The organism is Mesorhizobium sp. B2-3-4, from assembly GCF_006442315.1.
Lineage (GTDB): Bacteria > Pseudomonadota > Alphaproteobacteria > Rhizobiales > Rhizobiaceae > Mesorhizobium.
Genome location: NZ_VFVY01000023.1, coordinates 38,759 through 61,293 on the forward strand (window position 1 = coordinate 38,759; position 22,535 = coordinate 61,293).

Below are 22,535 nucleotides of genomic sequence, written 5' to 3' on the forward strand. Positions count from 1 at the left end.
CCAGCGCCAGAAAGCGCGCCAGCGGGTTTAGTCTTGGTCTGTCAACGCCGATCGCCAGAACGGCTTCCTTTCGGGTCCTGGCGCATGATCATGAAAATCGGGGGCGATCTTCGGAACCGTCATGCGCAAAAAACAACTGCTACAGCATCCGTCACGCGTCCCTCGGGGCGTGCGGCGGATGCTGTAGGCAAATCACGGCCTGTGCCGGACCAGTAGGGCGGACCTAGCCACACTACGCAGACCATGGCAAGCAAGCGTCCCTTCGCCTGAAGCCGGTTTGACCGTAAATTATGTCGGCTTCCGGGCAATATCTCGTGATACGGCATGCCCGGCATTGTCGCCGATATAGCGCTGGAACGCCTCCGGACCAGCCCCGGCGAAGAAATCGTCCGCGGTACCCGTGGCGGCGACGGCGCCATTGTCCAGAAACACCACCTGCTCTGCGATGCGGCGGGCATCCTGCGGCTGGTGCGTAACGAACAGCACCGTCATGCCGCGCTCGGCGTGGAGGCCGGCAACCAGATCGAGCATGTCGTCGCGCAAGGCTGGCCCGAGCGAGGCGAAGGGCTCGTCGAGCAGCAGCACCGGACGATCACGCACCAGCACGCGGGCCAGGGCGACGCGCTGGCGCTCGCCGCCCGAAAGTTCTCGCGGCAACCGCTTCTCCTTGCCGGCAAGGCCGGTACGGACCAAGGCATCCGCGATAGCGGCGCGGTCGGCTTCGGCCAGCCGCAACGATGGCGAACGGCCAAGCCCGACATTCTGCTCGACGGAAAGATGGGCAAAAAGGTTGTTTTCCTGGAACACCATCGACACCGGCCGCGCGGCCGGCGGCGCGGCGCCGACATCGGCTCCGCCGATCAGGACGCGGCCGGCCTGCGGCGTCTCGAACCCGGCCACCAGATTGAGCAGTGTCGACTTTCCCGAACCGCTCGGCCCCATGATGGCGGTGATCTGCGCCGCGGTGAACGCGACGTCGAAGCCGAGTGGCGCCTCGCCATAGCTGAACGAAACCCTGTCCAGCCGCACCGGCATTCCCTTGCCGCCGGTTGCCCTGTCAGACATCGCGTGCCGTCCCCTTTCCCAACCGGTCCGCTGCCAGCACCAGTGCCAGGCAGACCAGGCCCAGCAGCAGTGCCAGGCCGGCAGCGTCCTGCGTGCGATAGCTGCCCATGCGCGCCAGGAGAAGGTAGGGCAATGTCTGGACGGAATCACTGCCGAACAGCGCGATGACGCCGAGATCGCCGAGCGACAGCGCCATGGCGAAGGCAAAGGCGGTGGCCAGTGGCCGCCGCATTGACGGCCAGTCGATGAGCCGCCACCTGGCCAGGCCGGAAATGCCGAGCTGCGCGCAGAGCCGTTCGTGCCTCGCGCTTGCCGCGTCATAGGCGGGCCGGACTGCACGCAGCGCGAAAGGCATCGCCATGACAGCGTTGACGGTGACGACCATGAGCGGAGCGATGGCAAAGACGTCGCCGGCATGGCGTAGCAACAGGAACCAGCCGGCGCCAATGACGATCGGCGGCACCACCAGGACAAAGCCAGCGCCGGTGTCGGTCGCGTGTTCGAGCAGTGTCTTTGGACCGGAGCGCCGGTTGAGCGCCAGCGCCCCGCGCGCCATGGTCAATGCCAGCGACAGCATCACCGAGAGCAGCGCCGACAGCAAGGCGAACGCGGCGCTGGTCAGTGTCGCCTGCCGGACAGCGGCCTCGCCTGCCAGCCGGCCGATATCGGCGCTCAGCCCCGCTGTCACGGTCGCGGCCATAGGCCCGGCGACGAACAGCAGCGCCCCCACGATCAGCGCGGCGTTCAACGAGGCCTCAGCCCCGTTGACCTGGGGATAGCGGCGCGGCGCAACCGGCAGGTTGGCGTCGCCGGCGACATTGGCGCCAAGCCGCGTCAGCACCAGCACCACGACAAAGGTCAGGGCGATCTGCAAGAAAGTGAGCGTCACCGCCCTCGCGGGATCGAAATCGAAGCGCAACGCCTGATAGATGCCGACCTCAAGCGTGGTCGCGGCCGGCCCGCCGCCAAGCGTCAGCACGATGGTGAAGGATGTGACGCAAAGCATGAAGACCAGGCCTGCGATACCCGGCAAGGCGGCGCGCAGCGCCGGCCACTCGATCAGCCGGAACGCCGGCCGCGCTCCCATGCCGAGCTGGCTCGCCAGTCGCCACTGATCGGAGGGAATGGTCTGCAACGCCTCGAGGAACAGGCGGGTGGCCAGCGGCAGGTTGAAGAAGACATGAGCGACGAGAATGCCCGACAGGCCATAGATGCCCGGCCAGTCCTGGCCGCCGACGGCGCTGGACAAGCCGGCGAAATAACCGGCGCGGCCATAAAGCGCCAGGATACCGAGCGCCGCGACGATAGCCGGCAGCGCCAGGGGCAGGGCGAAAAGCTGCAGGATGAAGCCACGGCCGAAGAAGCGCGGATGCCGCGACAGCGCACGCGCCACCAACAGCGCCGGCACGACCGAAAGCAGCGTCGACAGCGCCGCCTGCCACAGCGTGAAGCGCACGACACGCAGCAGATAGGGATCGAACGCCGCCCAGGCGCCGGAGAGATCGTGCGCGCCTTCGAACAGCAGCCCCAGGAACGCTCCGCCGATCAGCAGCGTGATCGCCGCCAGCGCGATGACGCCGGCGGCGATGCGAGGATCGGTCGGACGCGCCAGCGCCATCGCTTCGCCTACTTGCTCATCACCGCCAGCCATTCATCGACCCAGGCCTTGCGGTTGGCGGCGACTTCCTCGGGGCTGAACAGCAAGGTCTTGGTCGGCTTGACCAGTCTGTCGAAGGCCGGGTTGAGCGGCTTGTCGGTCTTGCCGGCCGGGAACATCCAGTTGGTCTCGGGGATTGCGTCCTGGAATTTCGGCCCGGTCATGAACGCCATGAACTTCGCCGCCAGCGGATTCTTCGCCCCCGTGGTGGTGATGCCGGCGACTTCGATCTGAAGGTATTCGCCTTCCTCGAACGAGGCCGCCTGATAGCGCTCCGTATTCTCGGCGACCATGTGGTAGGCCGGCGAGGTCGTGTAGGACAGCACCATCGGCGCCTCCCCCTTGGTGAACAGGCCGTAGGCTTCGCTCCAGCCCGGTGTCACGGTCAAAACCTTGGTCTTGAGCTTGGCCCAGGCCTCAGGCGCCTTGTCGCCATAGACCGACTTCACCCACAACAGCAGGCCGAGGCCCGGCGTCGAGGTGCGCGGATCCTGGATGACGATCTTGTCGTCGGCACTGCCCTCGACCAGGTCCTTCAGGCTCTTGGGCGGGCTCTTCAATTTTTCCGTGTCATAGACGACGGCGAAGTAACCGTAGTCGAACGGGACAAAGGTGTCGTCGGTCCAGCCGCCCGGCACAGCGGCATCCGATACCGGGCCATGCGGCGCGAACAGGCCTGTGGCCTTGGCGTCGGCGGTGAGATTGGTGTCGAGGCCGAGCACGATGTCGGCCTTGGTCGAAGCGCCTTCGAGTCTGACGCGGTTGAGCAGGGCGACGCCGTCTGCGACCGAGACGAACTCGACGTCGCAGCCGCATTCGGCCTCGAATTCCTTCTTCACCACCGGGCCAGGGCCCCAGTCTGCGGTGAAGCTCTCATAGGTGTAGACGGTGAGCTTGTCCTTGGCCAAGGCCGGCCCGGACAGCGCCACGACCGCTGCCGAGACAAGAGAGTATAAAAACGTGCGCATCGGCGCCTCCTTCGTTTGCGTTGAAAGGAATTGAGGCGTCGGACTGTCCGAAACGTCTAATCCCTCCGCCGGTACAAACCGGATCAGGTTCAGCGGGTTGGCGAGACTGCCTCTCAGCCGGTCCACGAAATTCGCGTCCGGCACCCCGTTAGAGCGTTTCGACACATAGGCCGGGCCGATGAGGCGCGCAAGTGGGAGTTTGCCGCCTTCCGTTTCCCGTGCCGGGCTGGTAAGGGCGACGGGATATGAGCACATTCACCATCCTGCTTGGCGGCGATCTCATCCGCACGCCCCGGCTCGACCGCCAGGTCGAGGCCTCGCGTGTCATCGCCGCCGACGCTGGCATCGGCCATGCGCGGATGCTGGGCCTTGTCCCGGAACTGTGGGTCGGCGATTTCGATTCGGTGCCGGCCGGCCTGCCCGCCGATCTCGCCGCCGTGCCCCGCCAGACCTTTCCGGCGGAGAAGGACAAGACCGATGGCGAACTGGCGATCGCGGCGGCGCTCGACCGCGGGGCGACCCGTCTCGTGCTGGCGGGCGCCTTCGGCGGCAAGCGCGCCGACCACGCCTTCCTGCATCTGGCGCTTGGCCTGCGGCTGGCCGAGGCCGGGACGGATGTGCTCTTGACCAGCGGCGCCCAGGAAGGCGTCCCCATGCTGCATGGAACCGCCGGCTTCGACTATGCCGACGGCACGCTGTTTTCGATTCTCGGCTTTTCCGAACTCTCAGGCTTGACCGTCACCGGCGCCAAATGGCCGCTCGATAAGGTCGAGGTGGCGTTCGGTTCGTCGCTGACCATTTCCAACGAGGTCAAGTTCGACAGGACCGGGGGCCGCCTCGAAATCACGCTCGGCCACGGCCGCGCGCTGCTGCTTGCCCATCCCTATCCACTGCCCGAAAGCTGACATGGCCCCGCCTCTTCTCAATCTCGACGGGATAAGACTGACCTTCGGCGGCACGCCGCTGCTCGATGGCGCCGCCCTGACCGCTTCGGCCGGCGACAAGATCGCACTGGTCGGCCGCAACGGGTCAGGCAAGTCGACGCTGCTCAAGATCGCCGCCGGCATGATCGAGCCGCAGGACGGCGAGGTGTTCCGCCAGCCTTCGGCGACGGTGCGCTACCTGCCGCAAATGCCCGACATGGACGGCTTCGCCAATGTCCGCGCCTATGTCGAGGCGGGACTGGGGCCGGCCGATGACCCTTACCGCGCCAGCTACCTGATGGAGCATCTTGGCCTGTCGGGTGACGAACGGCCAGGCGACCTGTCCGGCGGTGAGGCAAGGCGCGCCGCCCTTGCCCGCGTCATGGCGCCGGAACCGGACATCCTTCTGCTTGATGAGCCGACTAACCATCTTGATCTCTCGGTGATCGAATGGCTGGAAGAAGAGCTCGTCCGCACCTCCTCGGCGCTCATCGTCATCTCCCATGACCGCCGCTTCCTCGAACGCGTCTCGCGCGCCACCGTCTGGCTCGACCGTGGCCAGACCCGCCGGCTGGACAAGGGTTTCGGCCATTTCGAGGAATGGCGCGACCTCGTGCTGGAAGAAGAAGAGCGCGAGCAGCACAAGCTCGGTCGCCAGATCGTGCGCGAGGAGCACTGGCTGCGCTACGGCGTGACGGCGCGGCGCAAGCGCAACATGCGCCGCCTCGGCGAGTTGCAGACGATGCGCCAGCGCTTCCGCGGCCATCGCGGCGCCGAGGGCACCGCAACCATGGTCGCGAGCGACGCCGCCGAATCCGGCAAGCTGGTGATCGAGGCGAAGAACATCGAGAAGAGCTTTGGCGATCTCACCGTGGTCAAGGGCTTCTCGACCCGCATTCAGCGCGGCGACCGTGTCGGTCTGGTCGGACCGAACGGCGCCGGCAAGACGACGCTTTTGAAGATGCTGACCGGCGAACTTGCGCCGGACGCCGGTTCGGTGCGGCTCGGCACCAATCTGGAGATCGCCACGCTCGACCAGAAGCGCGAGGCCGTCGACCCGCAGGAGACGCTGGCTCAGTACCTGACCGACGGGCGCGGCGAGAACCTCGTCATCAATGGCGAGCAGCGCCACGTCGTCTCCTACATGAAGGATTTCCTGTTCAAGCCGGAACAGGCGCGCACGCCGGTACGCGAGTTGTCCGGCGGCGAGCGGGCGCGGCTGATCCTGGCGCGCGTGCTGGCGCGGCCGGCGAACCTTCTGGTGCTCGATGAGCCGACCAACGATCTCGACATGGAAACGCTGGAACTGCTGCAGGAACTGGTCGCGGGCTTTGCCGGCACCGTCATCCTGGTCAGCCACGACCGCGATTTCCTCGATCGCACCGTCACCAGCGTCATCGCGCCCGATGGCGGCGGCCGCTGGGTGGAATATGCCGGCGGCTATTCCGACATGCTGGCGCAACGCGGCGGCACCAGGCTCGACGACCGCAAGGCGCGCGCCAAGGCCGAGAACGGCGAGACGCCGGCGCCAGCCAAGAGCGAGCCGGCGGCGCCCAAAGGCCCGGCGAAGAAACTGTCCTTCAAGCAGAAGTTCGCACTGGATTCCCTGCCCAAGAAGATCGAGGCGGTGACCGCGTCGATCTCGCGGCTGGAGAACAACATCGCCGACCCCGCCTTTTACGAGCGCGATCCGGTCTCGTTCCAGAAAACGATCGCCGCCCTCGACAAGGAGCGCGCCACGCTGGCGGCGCTGGAGGAGGAATGGCTGGAACTGGAAATGCTGCGCGAGGAGATGGAGGGGTAGGCTGTTGCCTACACGCAGATATGTGCTTACTTTATGCGCATAGAGAGGTGCTCTATGCCTCAATCGACGGCAAAACCACAGCGCAAATCGGTCAACACCTCGATTGACTCCAGATTGATCGAAGAGGCCAAGGCTTTGGGCATCAACATGTCTCGGGCTGCCGAGCAAGGAATCGCAAAAGCAATTTCTGCTGAAAAGACGCGCCGCTGGCAGGAAGAGAACAAGGCAGCGATCGAAAGCTCGAACGATTACGTCAAGCGCAACGGCCTGCCTCTGGCCAAATATCGGCTGTTTTGATGGCCCGTTATGATTTCTACCGGATGGCTGGAAGCGACGGTTATCTTCTCGATGTTCAGTCCGATCTGCTGGAACACCTCGCCACCAAGGTAGTCGTTCCGCTCTTGCCGCCGGAAACGGCACCGTTGCCGGCCCGCAGACTAAACCCGATCTTCAGGATCGATGGCAGGGACCATGTGATGGTCACCCAATTCATGTCTGCTTTGACGGCCGCCGAACTGCGGGCGGCCGAAGGAAATCTCGCCAGGCATCACGACGACATCGTCGCCGCGCTCGACATGCTGTTCCAAGGGTTCTGAAAAACAGAAGCCCTGGGCAGTGCTCACCCCGCGGTCTTGGCCTGCCAGGCCTTGATCGCCTCGTCGAACACCTTCTCGCCGGGAATGCCCTTTTCCATGGTCAGCAGCGCCCGCCGTCCGGTCTTGTAGACGACCGGCACGTCGATCCAGTCCTGGCCACGCAACAGGGTCATGTTGGCGTCCTCGTCGGCCTTGGTGTCGTTGAGCGCGACAAGGAAGAAACCGTCGGCGATCTTGGCCGGGATGCCGATCAGCGGGGAACCCGCATCCTGTTCCGAACTCTTCATGGCGACGCGCAGGATATTGTCGACACCGCCGCCGTCGAAGCCGTCGGGCGTCAGGAAGATCATTTCGATGATGTGGCTCGCCGGCAGGGTCTGGTCCGTGTTGCGGCGGATCGTCATGCGCAACTGGATGTCCTTGCCGGGAATGGTCGCCTCTGCACGGATCGCGGGCTCCGGTGGCAAGTCGCCGCCAGGCGATTCCTGCACCAGCGACCACACGATGCTGCCGGGCTCGGCCGAACCCTGCGCGGTGCTGGTGCGCTCTTCATAGAAAATGGCCTTCTGGCCGACCGGCACGGAGGCTGGCGTCGCGGCCGGAGCCGCGCCAGCCGGTGCGGCGCCAGCCGGTGCGGGCGGTGTGGCGGCGGCCGCATCGGCGGGCGGCGTCGCGGGTGCGGCACCATCGGCGGGCGGCGTCGCGGGCGCGGCGCCTGCCGCAGGTGTGGTCGCGGCCGGCGCACCTGCTGCGGGCGTACCGGCAGCCGGCACGGGAACGGCCGGCGTCGAAGCGGCCGGTGCATTCGTTGCCGTCGGCGGCGTCGTCAGCGCTGCGACGGATTCACCCTCGCCTATGCCACTTTGTCCACCGGCCGGGCCGGGGTCGGTCTCGCCGCCCTCGGGCGTCAGCCGCTGCGTGAATTTCGTGCCTTCGGCGCCTGTCGCCGGCGGCGCCGCCGCGGCATCGGTCGCAGGCTTGGCCGGTGCCGGTTTCACCGGTTCGGTCTTGGCAACGACCTTGTTGCCGTCCAGGCCCAGCATCTTGCCGAAGGCATCCTTGTTCAGCCAGATGCCGTAACCGCCGCCGGCAACGACCAGCAGCGCGACGACGGCGGCGATCAGCCCGCCGTAGCTGCGCTTGCGGGCGGCCGGGCGAAGCCGCTCGAAAGCGTCGCCGGATGCCGGCGCTTCGTCATTGGCAAAGACGTCGTCCTGGTCTTCATCCCTGTCCGCGTCCATCCCCGGCAAGGTCTTTTCCGAAAAATCGGGGGCAGGTTGCGTCGACGCCGGCCTTTGCCAGCTTGGCTCGACCTTTGCGGCGGGAGCGGGTGTGTAAGGCGCGGGCCTTGGCGCGGGCGGTGCCGGCTTGTACGGCTCCGGCGCCGCCGGGGCAGGCCGATACGGTGACGGGGCTGGAATGGCGGCCTCGGCCTTCACCGGCTGCTTGGCGTGACTTGGCTGGTTCTTGTTGCGGTCGATGGAGGAAAAGATGTGCTCCAGTTCGGCCAGCGGGTCCGTTTCCGGCACGCTTTTGGCGTAGCCGCGCTCGACGCTGGCGATCGCATCTTCCAGGCCGCGCTTCTGCTTGGCGACATCCGACGGTGAAAGCGGCGGATCGCGCAGGGCAATCTTGGCTGCAATCGTCGCGCGGGCCTTGTCATAGACCTTCGCCCGCATCTCCGGCGACTGGTCGCTGAGATTGTCTATCGTTTTCTTCAGAACAGCAACGAAATCTGCCATGCTTCGGTCGACCTGTATTTTGTTTCCGCGCCGGCCCCCGCAAATCAGCCGCAATGCCCGGAAAGGCTTGAGAAACTAGTCTTGAAACGGATCGGTCACAAGTATCGTATCGTCCCGTTCCGGGCTGGTGGAGAGCAGCGCCACCGGCGCGCCGATCAACTCTTCTATATACCGGACATACTTGACCGCCTGCGCCGGCAGGTCGTTCCAGCTGCGCGCGCCGGCGGTGGTGCCTTTCCAGCCTTCCAGCGTCTCGTAGATGGGTTCGACCCGCGCCTGCGCGCCCTGGCTGGCCGGCAGATAGTCGATCGTCTCGCCGTCGAGACGGTAGCCGGTGCAGACCTTGATCTCGTCCAGCCCGTCGAGCACATCGAGCTTGGTCAGCGCGATGCCCTTGATGCCGTTGACCGCAACCGCCTGGCGCACCAGCACCGCGTCGAACCAGCCGCAGCGGCGCTTGCGGCCGGTGACGACGCCGAATTCATGGCCGCGCGTGCCGAGGAACTCGCCGACCTCGTTCTTCTGCTCGGTTGGGAACGGGCCCTCGCCGACGCGCGTCGTGTAGGCCTTGGTGATGCCGAGCACATAACCGATGGCGCCAGGGCCGACGCCCGAGCCGGCGGCCGCCTGGCCGGCGACCGTGTTGGACGAGGTGACGAACGGATAGGTGCCGTGGTCGATGTCGAGCAGCGTGCCTTGCGCGCCCTCGAACAGGATGCGCTCGCCGGCGCGGCGCTTGTCGTCGAGCACCTTCCAGACCCGGTCCATGTAAGGCAGGATGTCGTTCGCGACCGAGGTCAATTCCTGCATGATCGCGTCATGCGTGACTTCGCCATGGCCGAGCCCGCGACGCAGCGCATTGTGGTGCGTCAGCAGCCTGTCGACCTTCAAGGGTAGCGTTTCCAAATCCGCCAAGTCCATCACCCGAACCGCGCGCCGGCCCACCTTGTCTTCATAGGCGGGGCCAATGCCACGGCGCGTCGTGCCAATCTTCGTTCCGGAATTGGAGGCGGCGTCCTCACGGAATCCGTCCAGCTCCCGGTGCACGGACAGGATAAGCGCCGTGTTTTCGGCTATTTTCAGGCGATCCGGCGTCACCTCGACGCCTTGCGCCTTGAGTTTGGCTACTTCAGCGACGAAAGCATGCGGATCGAAGACCACGCCATTGCCGATGATCGACAGTTTGCCTTGCCGCACGACGCCTGAAGGCAAGAGCGACAGCTTGTAGACCTTGCCGTCGACGACCAGCGTGTGACCGGCATTGTGGCCGCCCTGGAACCGCACCACCACATCGGCGCGCTCCGACAGCCAGTCGACGATCTTGCCCTTGCCTTCGTCGCCCCACTGCGAGCCGACGACCACCACATTGGCCATGTTTCTTTTCCCTTGAGAGCGCCGCCGCGCGGCTTGGATATGGTTCGAAACGACAGGCCTCTATAGCGTCAAGCCCTCGCGAGTGCGACCTTTCTTTGCCGTCGAAAATGCCCTGAGGCACAACAATTTTCGGCTTTGACATCATTTACTTGGGCTGATGGGGGCAATAGGCCGGCAAACACCGCGGCCCATTTCGCGGCCGGAAGCCCGCGATGCATCGAAACGCCTACATGTTCCTGCTGCTCACCACCTTGCTGTGGGGCGGCAATTCGGTGGCCGGCAAGCTGGCGGTCGGCCATGTCTCGCCGATGACGCTGGTCTTCCTGCGCTGGATGCTGGCGGTCGCGATCCTGCTGCCGATCGGCTGGCGCACGATCCAGGAGGATTGGCCTGTCGTGCGCAGGCACTGGTTCGTGCTGGCGGCGCTGGGCGCCAGTGGTTTCACTTTGTTCAACACCATCTTCTACACGGCGCTCAACTACACGACCGCCATCAACGTCTCGATCGAGCAGGCGGCGATGCCGATCCTGATCATGACAGCCAATTTCGTTCTCTTCCGTTTGCGCGTGAACTGGGCGCAGATCGCCGGCGTGGTGCTGACCATCCTCGGCGTCGTCCTGACCGCCAGCCATGGCGATCCGCGCCGGCTGCTGACGCTGGAGCTCAATTTCGGCGACGCCATCATGCTCGTCGCCGTCATCCTCTACAGCGGCTATTCGGTCGGGTTGCGGCTGAAGCCGGCCATGCGCTGGCAGAGCCTGATGCTTGCCATGTCGTTTGCAGCACTCATCACCTCGCTGCCCTTCTTCCTGTGGGAGGCCGCCGCCGGCAAGGTGATCGTGCCCGATGCCAGCGGCTGGGCCGTCATCGCCTATACCGCGATCGGCGCTTCGGTGATCTCGCAGATGACCTATATCAGGGGCAATGAACTGATCGGCGCCAATCGCGCCGGCCTGTTCATCAATCTGGTGCCGATCTTCGGCACGCTGCTTTCCGTGCTGATCGTCGGCGAGACCTTCCAGCTCTATCAGGCACTGGCGCTCGTGCTCGTACTGGGCGGCATCGCGCTCGCCGAATATAGCGGGCGCAGGATGGCTCCCGGTCCCTGACGGGCATGTGGATTTACGGCACCAATTCCTTGCGCACCGCCGCGACATCGTCCGACGCGACCGGCGCAGCGGAATTGCCCCAGCTGCCGCGCACATAGGTCAGCACGTCGGCGATTTCCTGGTCCTTCAGCCGCCATGCCAGCGACGGCATCGCAGGCGTCGTTGGCGCGCCGGCCGTGTGCACCGCCTGGCTTCCGGCGAGAACGACACGGGCGAGCGTTTCAGGATTGCCTTGCGCGACGATGGAGTTGCCGACCAGGGTCGGGAACAACGCCCCGGCCCCGGCGCCATCGCCGCCATGGCAGGCCGAGCAATTATCATGGTAGATCGCCTCGCCCGCCACCATCCGCGCCTCGTCGGGTTTGGGCGCCTGCGCGTTGGCGGTGTCGGATCCCAGGCTCTTGAGATAGACGGCAATGGCCTTGAGATCGGAATCCGTCATTTCAGAGGTCGAGTTCTCGATCGCCTCGGCCATCGGACCGGACGCGGTCGAATGCGCGTTGACGCCGGTCTTGAGATAGGTGGCCACATCCGCTTCCGACCACTTGCCAAGGCCGGATTGTGCATTGTTGGTTATGTCGGGGGCAAACCAGCCCTGCAGCGACGCCCCTTGCAGGAAGCTGGTGTCCTGGTCGGCGCCCAGGAAGGATTTGGGCGTGTGGCAGGTGCCGCAGTGCCCGGCTCCCTGCACGATATAGGCGCCGCGATTCCATTCCGCGGACTTGGAGGGATCGGCCTGGAAGCTTGCCTCGCTGAAGTTCAGCAGGTTCCAGCCCCACATCGACAGCCGGATGTTCAGCGGGAATGGCAACTGGTTAGCCTCGACCTTGTTTGAAACCGGCTCGACCGTGGTGAGGTACGCCCAGAGGTCGGCAATGTCCTGTTCGGTCATCCTGGTGTAGGCGGGGTATGGCATGGCGGGATAGAGCCGCACGCCATCATGGCCGATGCCGGTCTTCATCATGTTGCGGAAATCGGTCTGCGACCAGTTGCCGATGCCCGTCTCGTGGTCGGGTGTGATGTTGGGCGGGACCAGGGCACCGAACGGCGTCGCGAGCGGCAGGCCACCGGCCAGCGGCCTGCCGCCTGGCCTTGTGTGGCAGCCCGCGCAATCGCCGAGCACGGCCTGGTAGTGGCCGCGAATGATCTGGTCGGCCTGATCGGCGCCGAGCGCCGGCGTGATCGCCAGCAGCGCCGCGCCGGCACACAGTGTGGCAGCGGGCGTCCTCATGCCTGCACCAGCGGTGCGCCGGGATTGCGCAGATACTGGGTGCGAATGGCATCGGCGGCGCGGAAGGCGAGCGCGCCGACCGTTCCCGTCGGGTTCTTGCCGGCATTCTGCGGGAAGGCCGACGCGCCGATGACGAAGACGTTGGGCACATCCCAGCTTTGCAGGAAACTGTTGACCGCGCTTCTTTTCGGGTCCGTTCCCATGATGGCGCCACCCGTATTGTGGGTGCTTTGATAGGGGACGCTGTCCCAGCCTTTCTTGCGGCGCGCGACATTGTACTGCTTGCCGCCAGACGCCTTGGCGATCTCCTCCATCCGGTCGCAGAGATAATTCGACATCCTGATGTCGTTGTCGGGAAAATCGAAGGTCATGCGCATCAGCGGCCTGCCGAAGCGATCCTTGTAGGTAGGGTCGAGGTCGAGATAATTGGTGCGCGTCGCATAGCTGCTGCCCTGCGAGGAAAAGCCGAGCGTGCTCTTGTAGCCCGCGACGGTCGCCTTCTTCCAGGCGCTGCCCCATTTGGGCGTGCCGGGCAGCGTCGGCCTTGTCCCGATCGGACGCCCATTGGTCGGGATGCAGTTGATGCCCGCGCCGCCGACGAAGTCGAGCCCGCTGTGATCGAAGGCGTCGCCGTTGAAGTCGTCGATCGTCTGGCCGAGCGCACCCGCGGCAATGAACGGATTGAAGTTCTTGTCGTCGAAGAACACCTGCGCGCCGGCATTGGTCTGGTAGCAGTAATTGCGCCCGACCGTACCTTCGCCGGTGACGGGATCATAGATTTTGCCGATGCCCGACAGCATCATCAGCCGCGCATTGTGCAGGCCGTAGGCGCATAGAAGCACGAGATCAGCCGGCTGGAAGAATTCTTGCCCTGATGTGTCGACATAGGTGACACCGCGCGCGGACTTGCCGCCGGCCGCGAGATCGACATGCAGCACCTCGCTGTCGGTCCGGACCTCGAAATTGGCCTTCTTCATCAGGACGGGAAGAATGGTCGTCTGGGCGCTCGATTTGGAATAATTGGCGCATCCGAACCGCTCGCAGAAACCACAATAGGTGCATTGCCCCATGGTGATGCCGAGCGGATTGACATAGGTCCGCGACATGTTGGCGGACGGCGTCGGAAACGGATGCAACCCCATCGACCGGCCGACATTGGCGAACAGGGTCGGCGCGTAGGTCATCTCCATCGGCGGGTTCGGATAGTCCCGCGCCCTCGGATCCTCGAACGGATTGCCGCCGTCCTGCAGCTTGCCCTTGATGTTGCCGGCCTTGCCCGAGATTCCCGCCAGATATTCGAACTGGTCGTAATAGGGCTCCATCTCGGCGCCGGTCACGCCCCAGTCCTCGACCTGGAGATCAGCGATCCGTGCCGCGCCGTATCGCTTGGTCAGGTTGGTCTTGATCTGGAAGTCCGAATCCCAGAACCGCCAGGTGTGGCCGTTCCAGTGCACACCGGCGCCGCCGACACCGTTGCCGGGCAGGAACGAGCCGAAATCGCGCATCGGCAGCGCCGTCTGCGAGGGGTCGTTGCGCATCGTCAGCGTTTCCACCGCCGGCTGCAGGAACAGGTCGCGCCGCACGCTGTAGCGCAGTTCGTCCTGCGCGTAGCCGATGTTGAAATCGGTCGCCGTGTCGCGCCAAGGGCCGCGCTCGATGGCCAGCACATCCAGGCCCTGGTCGGTGAGCTCATGCGCCAGGATCGACCCCGTCCAGCCGAGGCCGACGATCACGACATCCTTGCGGGGCAGTATCGTCGTCATGGTCAGCTCCTTTTCACGAGCCATTCCGGGCTGCCCTCGATGGAGACGGGCGGTCGCGGGTAAGCCTGATTGTGCTTGCTGACGTGATCCCTGTAGTCATAGCGCGCGCCGGGGAAGCCGAGCATGCGCCACGACACCATGTCCTTGTTGCCGCCATAGACCGGATCGGCGAAGAACCCTTCCATCGTGTTCTGCAGCAGCAATCCGAAGAAGCCGGCGGCCTTGACGCCATTGGGCAACTCGACCTTTCCGGCCTCCATGGCGGTCAGGAACGCATCCTGGTCGGCAGGCTGGAGCTCGGCGAACGTCTTGCCGTCGCGCTGCTTCAGGAACGCGTCGATGGCGGCAAGGCCGGCTCGGTAGCGCTGTGCCGGATTGGCTTCGCCTTGGTATCCCTGCGTGGGCAATCCCGGCAGGAACGGCCCTTTCGTGTAGAGCCGGCTCGATGTCCCGAACGCGCCCATCAGTTGCCGGTCTATATAGACGGCGCAGCCGGCCTCCTTGCCGCCCATCGAGAGATCATCGGCGGGGATGATGCGGTCCACGATGGCCTCGACCAGGGCCGCTTCCTGGGGCGTGAAGAATTGCCAGCCACCAGGCACCACCTGCGTCGGCGGATCGGACGACAGTGGCACCCAGGGCAGCGAGCCCGACAGGGATCGGGCAAAGCTTGCCGAGGTTGCCGTCATCGTAAACATCGCGACCGAAGATAAGAAAAGACGCCGGCTCAATCGGACAGTATTGTGACGATCCATCGAAGCCTCCTCGACAGCAAAACCAGCGCGCCTTACGTTAGGTGCGAAATCATGACAAAAGAAGTTAAGTTCAGATCATGCTCGTCAATTGGCGTCAGCCTGCGGAAAGAAACCGGGATCGTCAAGCAGATCACGAAATCGTTAGATTAGGCCAGCCATTGTGCTTATCCTAACTCGCTAATGTACTGACAACTAAACGATATAGTCTTGGAGACGGTTGCGACAAGGGGGCGTCGACCGCACTCCGGCGATGGCCTGATTGACTGGGCCGCAACAGGCCTGCCATCCCATCCTGCATCGCGTCTGGCGGCAACGGTGCAACCCGCCGGATGGGTGCCGGCGGACACGCAAACGCCCCGCTTGCATGCCGGCAAACGGGGCGTCGTATTGGTCTGCGTGTCACCCGTGAGGGTGTGGGGGACGCCTAGATCGCGCCGACGTCGAACTGCAACCGCTTTGCCGAGTCGATCGACTTGTGGTCTCGCACCTGCGCCAGCACCTTTTCCGGGAACGGGGCGTCGAGATAGAGCAGTGCGATGGCGTCGCCGCCCGGCCGGTTGCGGCCAAGCTGGAAGTTGGCGATGTTGACGCCGTTCTCGCCGCAGACAGTGCCGAGCAGGCCGATGATGCCTGGCGCATCGGCGTTGGTGGTGTAGAGCATGTGCTGGCCGACCTCGGCGTCGAGGTTGATGCCCTTGATCTGGATGAAGCGCGGCTTGCCGTCGGAGAAGCAGGTGCCGGCGATCGAGCGCGTCATGTGCTCGGTCTTGACGGTCAGCTTGATGTAGCCGTCGAACACGCCCGATTTGTCGCGCTTGACCTCGGCGACGATGATGCCGCGCTCCTTCACCATGATCGGCGCCGAGACCATGTTGACGTCGGCAACCTGCGGCCGGATCAGCCCGGCAAGCGCGGCGCTGATCAGCGCGCGCGTGTTCATGGTCGCGGTCGAGCCGTCGAACAGGATCTCGACCTCGGTGATCGGATCCTCTGTGACCTGGCCGACAAAGGCGCCGAGCACTTCGGCGAGCTTGACGAAGGGCTTCAGCCGCGGCGCTTCTTCCGCCGTGATCGACGGCATGTTGATGGCATTGGAGACTGCGCCCTTGATCAGGTAGTCAGCCATCTGCTCGGCGACCTGCAGCGCGACATTCTCCTGCGCTTCCGCTGTCGAGGCGCCGAGATGCGGTGTCGCCACCACGTTTTCCATGCCGAACAGCGCATTTTGTTCCGCTGGCTCGACCTCGTACACGTCGATGCCGGCACCCGCCACCTTGCCGCTCTTCAGCGCCGCGACCAGATCGGCCTCGACGACCAGCCCGCCACGGGCGCAGTTGATGATGCGCACGCCGTTCTTCATCTTGGCGATGGCCGCCGCGTCGATGATGTTGCGGGTCTTGTCGGTCAGCGGCGTGTGCAGCGTGATGAAGTCGGCACGGGCGAACAGTTCGTCGAGCTCTACCTTGTCGACACCGAGCTCCTCGGCGCGCTTGTCCGACAGGAACGGATCGAAGGCCACGACATGCATTTTCAGCCCGACGCCGCGCGTCGCCACGATCGAGCCGATATTGCCGCAGCCGATGACGCCCAGGGTCTTGCCGGTGATCTCGACGCCCATGAAGCGGTTCTTCTCCCACTTGCCGGCATGGGTGGAGGCGTTGGCTTCCGGTATCTGGCGCGCGAGCGCGAAGATCATCGCCACGGCATGCTCGGCCGTGGTGATCGAATTGCCGAAGGGCGTGTTCATCACGATGATACCCTTGCGGCTTGCCGCTGGGATATCGACATTGTCGACGCCGATGCCGGCGCGGCCGACGACCTTCAGATTGGTCGCGGCGTTGATCAGCTTCTCGGTGACCTTGGTCGCGGAGCGGATCGCGAGGCCGTCATACTGGCCGATCACTTCGAGCAGTTTTTCCTTGTCCTTGCCGAGATCGGGCAGGTAGTCGACCTCGATGCCGCGGTCCTTGAAGATCTGTACGGCGGTGGTGGAGAGTTTGTCTGAGACGAGAACGCGGGGCGCCATGGCGGCCTCCATGAAAGAATTGGATGATTGGGGGGAATGGCGGCCCGCGGGCCGCCATGAAATCTCAGGCGGCCGCTTTGAGCGACGCCTTCTGGCTGGCAAAGGCCCAGTCGAGCCAGGGCAGCAACGCTTCGAGATCGGCGGTCTCGACGGTGGCGCCGCACCAGATGCGCAGGCCCGGCGGTGCATCGCGATAGGAGCCGATGTCGTAAGCGACGCCTTCCTTGTCGAGCGCCGAGACCAGCCCCTTGGCGAAAGCCGCCTGACCGTCGGCATCGAGCGCCGCGATGTCCGGGTCGCTGAACGACAGGCATACCGACGTGTTCGAGCGCGTCGCCGGCGCGACGGCGAGATGGCCGAGCCAGGATGATTTTTCCACGAACCGGTCGAGCACGGCGGCATTGGCATCGGCCCTGGCAACCAGCGCATCGAGGCCGCCGATCGACTTCGCCCAGTTCAACGCGTCGAGATAGTCCTCGACGCAAAGCATCGACGGGGTGTTGATGGTTTCGCCCTTGAAGATGCCCTCGATCAGCTTGCCGCCGGAGGTCAGCCGGAAAATCTTCGGCAGCGGCCATGCAGGCTTGTAGTTCTCCAGCCGCGCCACCGCGCGCGGCGACAGGATCAGCATGCCATGCGCGCCCTCGCCGCCCAGGACCTTCTGCCAGGAGAAGGTGACGACGTCGAGTTTCTCGAAATCGAGCCGCTGCGCGAAGGCAGCCGAAGTGGCGTCGCAGATGGTCAGGCCCTTGCGGTCGGCCGGAATGAAGTCGCCGTCCGGCACCCGCACGCCCGAGGTCGTGCCGTTCCAGGTGAAGACCACGTCGCGGTCGAAATCGATCTTGGCGAGATCCGGCAGTTCGCCATAGCCGGCCTCGATCTTGCGCACATCGGCGAGTTTCAGCTGCTTGACCACATCGGTGACCCAGCCAGCGCCGAAGCTCTCCCAGGCGACCATGTCGACGCCGCGCTCGCCGAGCAACGACCACAGCGCCATCTCGACGGCACCCGTGTCGGAGGCCGGCACGATGCCGATGCGGTAGTCGGCCGGCACCTTGAGGATCTCGCGCGTCAACTCGATCGCTTGCTCGAGCTTGGTCTTGCCGATCTTGGCGCGGTGGGAACGGCCGAGCGCGGCGGATTTCAGCGCCTCGACAGACCAGCCGGGGCGTTTTGCGCAGGGACCTGAGGAAAAATTGGGGTTTGCCGGACGGAGTCCGGGCTTCGTAGGTGTCGTCATCGTGGTCTATCCTTCCAGATAGTGGCCCCTCGTTGGGGAGGGGTGGCCCACGGACGGCGATATGCGTTCAGCCTTCCGGCGTCAAGAGGAAAGTTTTTGTCGCTGGCAGGATACCTGGCGACACGAGATCAGAATGTCGTGACTTCAAACGCAAACCGCGAAGCTGGCGCTCGCTACTTCATGCGTTCGTCCGCCAGGTCCATCAACCGTCATTGCCGCAGACATCGCCAGCGCTCCGGTCAGGCCTGAATGGTCCCCGCTCATGGCCATGGCGGTCGATGCAAGCCCAGCGGCCGCCCACATAGCGGAAATGTTCGCCGTCCGGGACCAGCTTGCAATCGATGCACACCTCCGCCCGGCCATGCTCGAACGGCAACGCTCCATCGTATCGAGCTGGGATGACCAGCGCCAGATTGCGGTTGATAAAGCCGATCTTGCTGCCGACAGGCGACCTCGCGAGACCATCGGCGAATGGTTCGGCCCAATTGTCCATCGCCATGACGGGAGCCAATCGGCCGTCCTGTCGCACATAATACCAACCGCCATTGATGTTGATGCTCGCGAGGCCGTGCCGGTCAAAATCCAGCGCGAGGAGATGCTTGCGCTTCAGGTGGATATGGCCGGCGGCGTCCGACGATGCGCAATGCTCGGCATCAACGATATCGCCCTTGGCTTTGGGAGCGTAAACACAACGGTAGTCTTGATTGGCCACCGGGTTCGCCGCGGACCACCCGGTCGCGGCGAACATGGCCGAGAAGACGAAAGCGCGGATCAACGCCGCGCTTTTGAGAGGCAGGAAGGTCACATTTCTCGCCCAGATCAAACCGCGAGCTCAAGCCTACCAGAGATCGTAGCGCAGCCCGAGCTTGACCTGGTGATTGCTGATCCCCTTGCGGACCGGGAAGGAAGTCAGGCTCTCGGCCGTCTGGTATTCGGCACTCGGAGCGGAGAAATACTGGTAGCCCAGATCGACGGAGACGTTTTTCGTCACCTGGTAAGCCAGCCCCGCATTCAGCGTATAGGCGAGCGAGTATTGCGTCGCATTGTCCTGCACGCTGAAACTGTTGGCGGGGACGTTGTTGTCCGTGTAAATCGCCGAAAGCTTCCGCGAACTGCGGACAAAACCGATGCCGGCGCCGACATAAGGCGTGACCCCGACATATGTGCCGAGATCGACATAGCCGTTGAGTATTCCCGAGAAGGCATAGTTCTTCAGCGATCCCGATCCCTGGGTCGGCAATGTCGGCAGTGCGATGACCGCTGAATCGTCGTAGCCGAAGCTGGCCTTGTTACCCGGCAGATAACCGAAATTGACATCGGCGCGGAGGTAATCGTTGAAATGGTAGCCGAAGCCGACGCTCGCAAACACTGCGTCTTCGCTCTCGCTGAAGTTCTCGTTGTTGAGCGTCGAGGGGAAGGTGAAATCCCCATTCTTGAAGCTCTTCTGCACCAGATAGGAGACGTCGCCGCGCAGATACCATCCGGAGCCGACTTCAACCGGCACGTAGTCAGGCGCCTGGTCGACATAGATCGGCGGATCGTAGTCGGCGGCGAATGCCGATGTCAGTGGCAACAGGCCGGATCCGGCAAGCGCCAACGCAATACGCGATATGAGTTTCATGGTCCCCGGCTCCCGATTTGGCGACACCTGCGATCACGCAGACAGCCATCGTTTCATGAGCCATTGTTAACCATAGTGGTTAAGTGCCGGTTAAGGCTAACAGACCGTTAGCCAATTGATTTCAAAAGGGCCGGTCCGGATCGTCCCAAACGAAAACCGCCCGGCTGGTGCCGGGCGGTTGACGAATTCCAGGACTGTCGAGGCGGCTACTTGGTGTAGATCGGCTCGGGTTCGGGCTGATAGGCCACCGGGACGCTGCAGCCATTGTTGCCGCCGAACTGGTAGCGCAGGCCGCCGCGCACTTCGTGGGTGTTGATGCCACCGTCGAAGCCGGGTCCTGCGCTGCTGCGATCCCATTCGAACATGCGGCCGCCCTGGATATGGCTGAAGCGATAGCCGGCATCGAGGATGACCTTGTCGGTCAGGCAGTAGGAAGCACCGGCCATGAGCGCGTAAGCGAAACGCCAGCTGGATGCGCCGGGATTGGTCTCGGGGGTGTTCGGATCGTAGACCGTATCCCACTTGACGCGCGCACCGCCGATACCGGCGCCGACATAAGGCGTGATGCCATGCCAGGTGCCGATGTCGACATAAGCGTTGGCCAACAGCAGCAGGGCGCTCATCTTCGACACCTCGGTCGAGCTCGTGACGAGATCCGAAGTACCGCCGTTGAAGTTCGACTTGAACCAGTAGTCGGCGGTCAAGTCTGTGCGGAAATGGTCGTTGATCTTGTAGCCGACACCGGCGCCCAGCGAGAAACCGCCCTTGAGCTTGGCGTAGTCGAAGCTCTTGCCACCCACCAGGATGTCACCGCAATTGCAGGGATCGAGGCTGTAGGTCGAGTAGTCGATGCCGCGAATATCGGACTTGTGGTAGTCGATGTCGCCACGAATGTACCAGCCACCGACGTCGACAGGCTGTTCGTAGACCGGCGGCGGGGCCTCTTCGACCTGCGGTTCCGGAAGGTCGGCTGCGAACACCGGCCATGCCAAGCCCGCGAACAGCAACGCGAACAGGGCCTTTCTTGCTGTATTGAACATGCTTGTCACCCCTAGAAACCCTCGGAACGCCGATCGTGTCCGAATGAAATTGGCTTTCAGGCGTGGATAATGAATTGCAAAGGTTAAAAGGCGTTTAACCCTGTCGATTAACCACGAATCTGTAAAATTCGACAGACCAGGGATTGATCTCGACCACCGGGAGCGCATCGGCGGCCAACAAAAAAGCCCACTCGAGCGGGCTCTTTGGACGGGTTCTTTCGAGAGGCGTTTCGGGCCTGCCGGAAATCAGGCGGCGCTGCGGGTTTCCGAGATCACCCCGACGATGTCGTTGACGACGGCCTCGACCAGTTGCGGATCGTCGCCTTCGGCCATGACACGGATCAGCGGCTCGGTGCCGGAGGGCCGGATGACCAGCCGTCCGGCGTTGCCGAGACGGTTGCGGGCGTCTTCGATAGCGGCCTTGACCGGGGCTTCCTCCAGCGGCTTGCCGCCGGCGATGCGAACGTTCTTCAACAGTTGCGGGACCGGCTCGAACTTCTTCGACAACTCGCTGACCGAGCGGCCCTGCCGCTTGATGCAGGCCAGCACCTGAAGCGCGGAGACCAGGCCGTCGCCCGTGGTCGAAAAATCCGACAGCACGATGTGACCCGACTGCTCGCCGCCGACATTGAGCCCGTGGGCACGCATGTGCTCGACGACATAGCGGTCGCCGACCTTGGTGCGGTGCAACTGTAGCTTCATGTCGCCGAGGAAGCGTTCGAGGCCGAGATTGGACATGACCGTCGAAACGACGCCGCCGCCGGCCAGCCGCCCGCTCTGATGCCAGGACTCGGCAATCAGCGCCATGATCTGGTCGCCATCGACGATGGCGCCGTTCTCGTCGACGATGACGACACGGTCGGCATCGCCATCGAGCGCGATGCCGATGTCGGCGCGCACTTCGTGCACCTTTTTCTGCAGGCCGGCCGGATGGGTCGAGCCGCATTCCTTGTTGATGTTGAAGCCGTTGGGCTCGACATTGATGGCGACGACATCGGCGCCAAGTTCCCACAGGGCTTCCGGCGCCACCTTGTAGGCCGCGCCGTTGGCGCAGTCGACGACGATCCGCAGCCCCGAAAGCGACATCGAGCGTGGCAAGGTGCGCTTGGCGAATTCGATATAGCGGTCATGCACGCCGTCGACGCGCTTGGCGCGGCCAAGCCCGTCGGAATCGGCGAGCGCCAGTTCGATGTCCTTGTCGAGCATGCTTTCGATACGCTCTTCGATCTCGTCGGAGAGCTTGTAGCCATCCGGCCCGAACAGCTTGATGCCGTTGTCGTAATAGGGATTGTGCGAAGCCGAGATCATGACGCCGATATCGGCGCGCAGCGACCGCACCAGCATGGCGACCGCCGGTGTCGGGATCGGGCCGAGCAGAAACACGTCCATGCCGGCCGCGCAAAGTCCCGCCACCATGGCGTTCTCTATCATATAGCCGGAAAGCCTGGTGTCCTTGCCGAGCACGACACGATGGCGATGACTGCCGCGCTGGAAAGAAAGGCCGGCGGCCATGCCGACCCGCATGGCGATTTCGGCGGTCATTGGAAACTTGTTGGCGCGCCCGCGAATGCCGTCCGTGCCGAAGTAATTCCCTGCCATGCTAGCCAGTATCCCTGATTGT

General features: G+C 64.1%; 19 protein-coding genes and 1 riboswitch. Of the genes, 5 read left to right on the forward strand and 14 right to left on the reverse strand.

Features of this window, described 5'->3' with window-relative positions:
* Nucleotides 1–288: 288 nt before the first annotated feature.
* The 3 genes from thiQ to thiB are packed head-to-tail and all read right to left on the reverse strand — an operon-like array spanning nt 289 to nt 3,690.
* Nucleotides 289–1,065, reverse strand: coding sequence for a thiamine ABC transporter ATP-binding protein (gene thiQ / locus FJ967_RS27840; RefSeq protein WP_140735519.1), 777 nt, complete (start codon nt 1,063–1,065; stop codon nt 289–291).
* The gene (gene thiP, locus FJ967_RS27845) at nt 1,058–2,683 is read right to left on the reverse strand and encodes a thiamine/thiamine pyrophosphate ABC transporter permease (protein WP_140735604.1); all 1,626 of its coding nucleotides are present in this window, start codon (nt 2,681–2,683) and stop codon (nt 1,058–1,060) included. The genes thiQ and thiP overlap by 8 nt, the downstream gene beginning before the upstream one ends.
* 8 nt (nt 2,684–2,691) lie before the next feature.
* The gene (gene thiB / locus FJ967_RS27850; RefSeq protein ID WP_140735520.1) at nt 2,692–3,690 is read right to left on the reverse strand and encodes a thiamine ABC transporter substrate binding subunit; all 999 of its coding nucleotides are present in this window, start codon (nt 3,688–3,690) and stop codon (nt 2,692–2,694) included.
* 43 nt (nt 3,691–3,733) lie between these two features.
* A riboswitch (TPP riboswitch) is annotated at nt 3,734–3,848 on the reverse strand.
* 87 nt (nt 3,849–3,935) lie between these two features.
* Here thiB and FJ967_RS27855 point away from each other — a divergent pair.
* From FJ967_RS27855 to FJ967_RS27870, 4 genes are read left to right on the forward strand one after another with little or no spacing between them, the layout of a single operon-like run.
* Complete coding sequence (locus tag FJ967_RS27855; protein ID WP_140735521.1) at nt 3,936–4,595, forward strand: thiamine diphosphokinase; 660 nt, start codon at nt 3,936–3,938, stop codon at nt 4,593–4,595.
* A 1-nt stretch (nt 4,596) separates the two neighbouring features.
* Nucleotides 4,597–6,417, forward strand: a complete 1,821-nt coding sequence (locus tag FJ967_RS27860) for an ABC-F family ATP-binding cassette domain-containing protein (RefSeq protein WP_140735522.1) — start codon at nt 4,597–4,599, stop codon at nt 6,415–6,417.
* Nucleotides 6,418–6,471: 54 nt separating this feature from the next.
* Entirely contained in the window at nt 6,472–6,714 is a 243-nt protein-coding gene (locus FJ967_RS27865; protein ID WP_140735523.1) for a type II toxin-antitoxin system CcdA family antitoxin, read from the forward strand.
* Entirely contained in the window at nt 6,714–7,013 is a 300-nt protein-coding gene (locus FJ967_RS27870) for a CcdB family protein (protein ID WP_140735524.1), read from the forward strand. The genes FJ967_RS27865 and FJ967_RS27870 overlap by 1 nt, the downstream gene beginning before the upstream one ends.
* Nucleotides 7,014–7,036: 23 nt before the next feature.
* Here FJ967_RS27870 and FJ967_RS27875 read toward each other — a convergent pair whose 3' ends face one another.
* Together FJ967_RS27875 and FJ967_RS27880 are read right to left on the reverse strand one after the other, a co-directional pair.
* On the reverse strand, nt 7,037–8,755 hold the full coding sequence (locus FJ967_RS27875; RefSeq protein WP_140735525.1) for a hypothetical protein: 1,719 nt from the start codon (nt 8,753–8,755) through the stop codon (nt 7,037–7,039).
* Nucleotides 8,756–8,830: 75 nt separating this feature from the next.
* Nucleotides 8,831–10,129: an adenylosuccinate synthase gene (locus FJ967_RS27880; protein ID WP_140735526.1), complete on the reverse strand. Its 1,299-nt coding sequence runs from the start codon at nt 10,127–10,129 to the stop codon at nt 8,831–8,833.
* Between the two features lie 212 nt (nt 10,130–10,341).
* Here FJ967_RS27880 and FJ967_RS27885 point away from each other — a divergent pair, with 212 nt between their 5' ends.
* Nucleotides 10,342–11,238 (forward strand): DMT family transporter, encoded by an 897-nt coding sequence (locus FJ967_RS27885; protein ID WP_140735527.1) that lies wholly within the window; start codon nt 10,342–10,344, stop codon nt 11,236–11,238.
* A 13-nt stretch (nt 11,239–11,251) separates the two neighbouring features.
* Here the strand turns inward: FJ967_RS27885 and FJ967_RS27890 are convergent, their stop codons facing one another.
* From FJ967_RS27890 to glmM, 9 genes are all read right to left on the reverse strand, one after another.
* On the reverse strand, nt 11,252–12,469 hold the full coding sequence (locus FJ967_RS27890) for a cytochrome c (protein WP_140735528.1): 1,218 nt from the start codon (nt 12,467–12,469) through the stop codon (nt 11,252–11,254).
* Nucleotides 12,466–14,232 carry a GMC family oxidoreductase gene (locus FJ967_RS27895; protein WP_140735529.1) on the reverse strand — a complete coding sequence of 589 codons (1,767 nt, stop codon included), beginning with the start codon at nt 14,230–14,232 and terminating at the stop codon, nt 12,466–12,468. Before FJ967_RS27895 ends, FJ967_RS27890 begins: the two co-directional genes overlap by 4 nt.
* Before the next feature lie 2 nt (nt 14,233–14,234).
* The gene (locus FJ967_RS27900; protein WP_246675415.1) at nt 14,235–14,921 is read right to left on the reverse strand and encodes a gluconate 2-dehydrogenase subunit 3 family protein; all 687 of its coding nucleotides are present in this window, start codon (nt 14,919–14,921) and stop codon (nt 14,235–14,237) included.
* Between the two features lie 490 nt (nt 14,922–15,411).
* A complete protein-coding gene (serA, locus tag FJ967_RS27905) occupies nt 15,412–17,013 on the reverse strand; it encodes a phosphoglycerate dehydrogenase (RefSeq protein ID WP_140735530.1) in 1,602 nt (533 codons plus the stop codon).
* A gap of 64 nt (nt 17,014–17,077) precedes the next feature.
* Nucleotides 17,078–18,253, reverse strand: a complete 1,176-nt coding sequence (locus FJ967_RS27910) for a phosphoserine transaminase (RefSeq protein ID WP_140735531.1) — start codon at nt 18,251–18,253, stop codon at nt 17,078–17,080.
* A 202-nt stretch (nt 18,254–18,455) separates the two neighbouring features.
* Entirely contained in the window at nt 18,456–19,028 is a 573-nt protein-coding gene (locus FJ967_RS27915) for a WG repeat-containing protein (RefSeq protein ID WP_246675416.1), read from the reverse strand.
* A 63-nt stretch (nt 19,029–19,091) separates the two neighbouring features.
* Nucleotides 19,092–19,874 (reverse strand): outer membrane protein, encoded by a 783-nt coding sequence (locus tag FJ967_RS27920; RefSeq protein WP_140735532.1) that lies wholly within the window; start codon nt 19,872–19,874, stop codon nt 19,092–19,094.
* A 206-nt stretch (nt 19,875–20,080) separates the two neighbouring features.
* The gene (locus FJ967_RS27925) at nt 20,081–20,914 is read right to left on the reverse strand and encodes an outer membrane protein (RefSeq protein WP_140735533.1); all 834 of its coding nucleotides are present in this window, start codon (nt 20,912–20,914) and stop codon (nt 20,081–20,083) included.
* Between the two features lie 246 nt (nt 20,915–21,160).
* Entirely contained in the window at nt 21,161–22,513 is a 1,353-nt protein-coding gene (gene glmM, locus FJ967_RS27930; protein ID WP_140735534.1) for a phosphoglucosamine mutase, read from the reverse strand.
* Between the last annotated feature and the right edge of the window lie 22 nt (nt 22,514–22,535).

Excerpts from the sequence above, each read along its gene's own strand:
- FJ967_RS27875 (WP_140735525.1), bottom strand. The coding sequence starts at position 8,755 with ATGGCAGATTTCGTTGCTGTTCTGAAGAAAACGATAGACAATCTCAGC.
- FJ967_RS27890 (WP_140735528.1), bottom strand. The coding sequence starts at position 12,469 with ATGAGGACGCCCGCTGCCACACTGTGTGCCGGCGCGGCGCTGCTGGCG.
- serA (WP_140735530.1), bottom strand. The coding sequence starts at position 17,013 with ATGGCGCCCCGCGTTCTCGTCTCAGACAAACTCTCCACCACCGCCGTA.
- glmM (WP_140735534.1), bottom strand. The coding sequence starts at position 22,513 with ATGGCAGGGAATTACTTCGGCACGGACGGCATTCGCGGGCGCGCCAAC.
- FJ967_RS27870 (WP_140735524.1), top strand. The coding sequence starts at position 6,714 with ATGGCCCGTTATGATTTCTACCGGATGGCTGGAAGCGACGGTTATCTT.
- FJ967_RS27855 (WP_140735521.1), top strand. The coding sequence starts at position 3,936 with ATGAGCACATTCACCATCCTGCTTGGCGGCGATCTCATCCGCACGCCC.
- FJ967_RS27880 (WP_140735526.1), bottom strand. The coding sequence starts at position 10,129 with ATGGCCAATGTGGTGGTCGTCGGCTCGCAGTGGGGCGACGAAGGCAAG.
- FJ967_RS27860 (WP_140735522.1), top strand. The coding sequence starts at position 4,597 with ATGGCCCCGCCTCTTCTCAATCTCGACGGGATAAGACTGACCTTCGGC.
- FJ967_RS27885 (WP_140735527.1), top strand. The coding sequence starts at position 10,342 with ATGCATCGAAACGCCTACATGTTCCTGCTGCTCACCACCTTGCTGTGG.
- thiQ (WP_140735519.1), bottom strand. The coding sequence starts at position 1,065 with ATGTCTGACAGGGCAACCGGCGGCAAGGGAATGCCGGTGCGGCTGGAC.
- FJ967_RS27920 (WP_140735532.1), bottom strand. The coding sequence starts at position 19,874 with ATGAAACTCATATCGCGTATTGCGTTGGCGCTTGCCGGATCCGGCCTG.
- FJ967_RS27895 (WP_140735529.1), bottom strand. The coding sequence starts at position 14,232 with ATGACGACGATACTGCCCCGCAAGGATGTCGTGATCGTCGGCCTCGGC.
- FJ967_RS27910 (WP_140735531.1), bottom strand. The coding sequence starts at position 18,253 with ATGACGACACCTACGAAGCCCGGACTCCGTCCGGCAAACCCCAATTTT.
- thiP (WP_140735604.1), bottom strand. The coding sequence starts at position 2,683 with ATGGCGCTGGCGCGTCCGACCGATCCTCGCATCGCCGCCGGCGTCATC.
- thiB (WP_140735520.1), bottom strand. The coding sequence starts at position 3,690 with ATGCGCACGTTTTTATACTCTCTTGTCTCGGCAGCGGTCGTGGCGCTG.
- FJ967_RS27900 (WP_246675415.1), bottom strand. The coding sequence starts at position 14,921 with ATGACGGCAACCTCGGCAAGCTTTGCCCGATCCCTGTCGGGCTCGCTG.
- FJ967_RS27925 (WP_140735533.1), bottom strand. The coding sequence starts at position 20,914 with ATGTTCAATACAGCAAGAAAGGCCCTGTTCGCGTTGCTGTTCGCGGGC.
- FJ967_RS27865 (WP_140735523.1), top strand. The coding sequence starts at position 6,472 with ATGCCTCAATCGACGGCAAAACCACAGCGCAAATCGGTCAACACCTCG.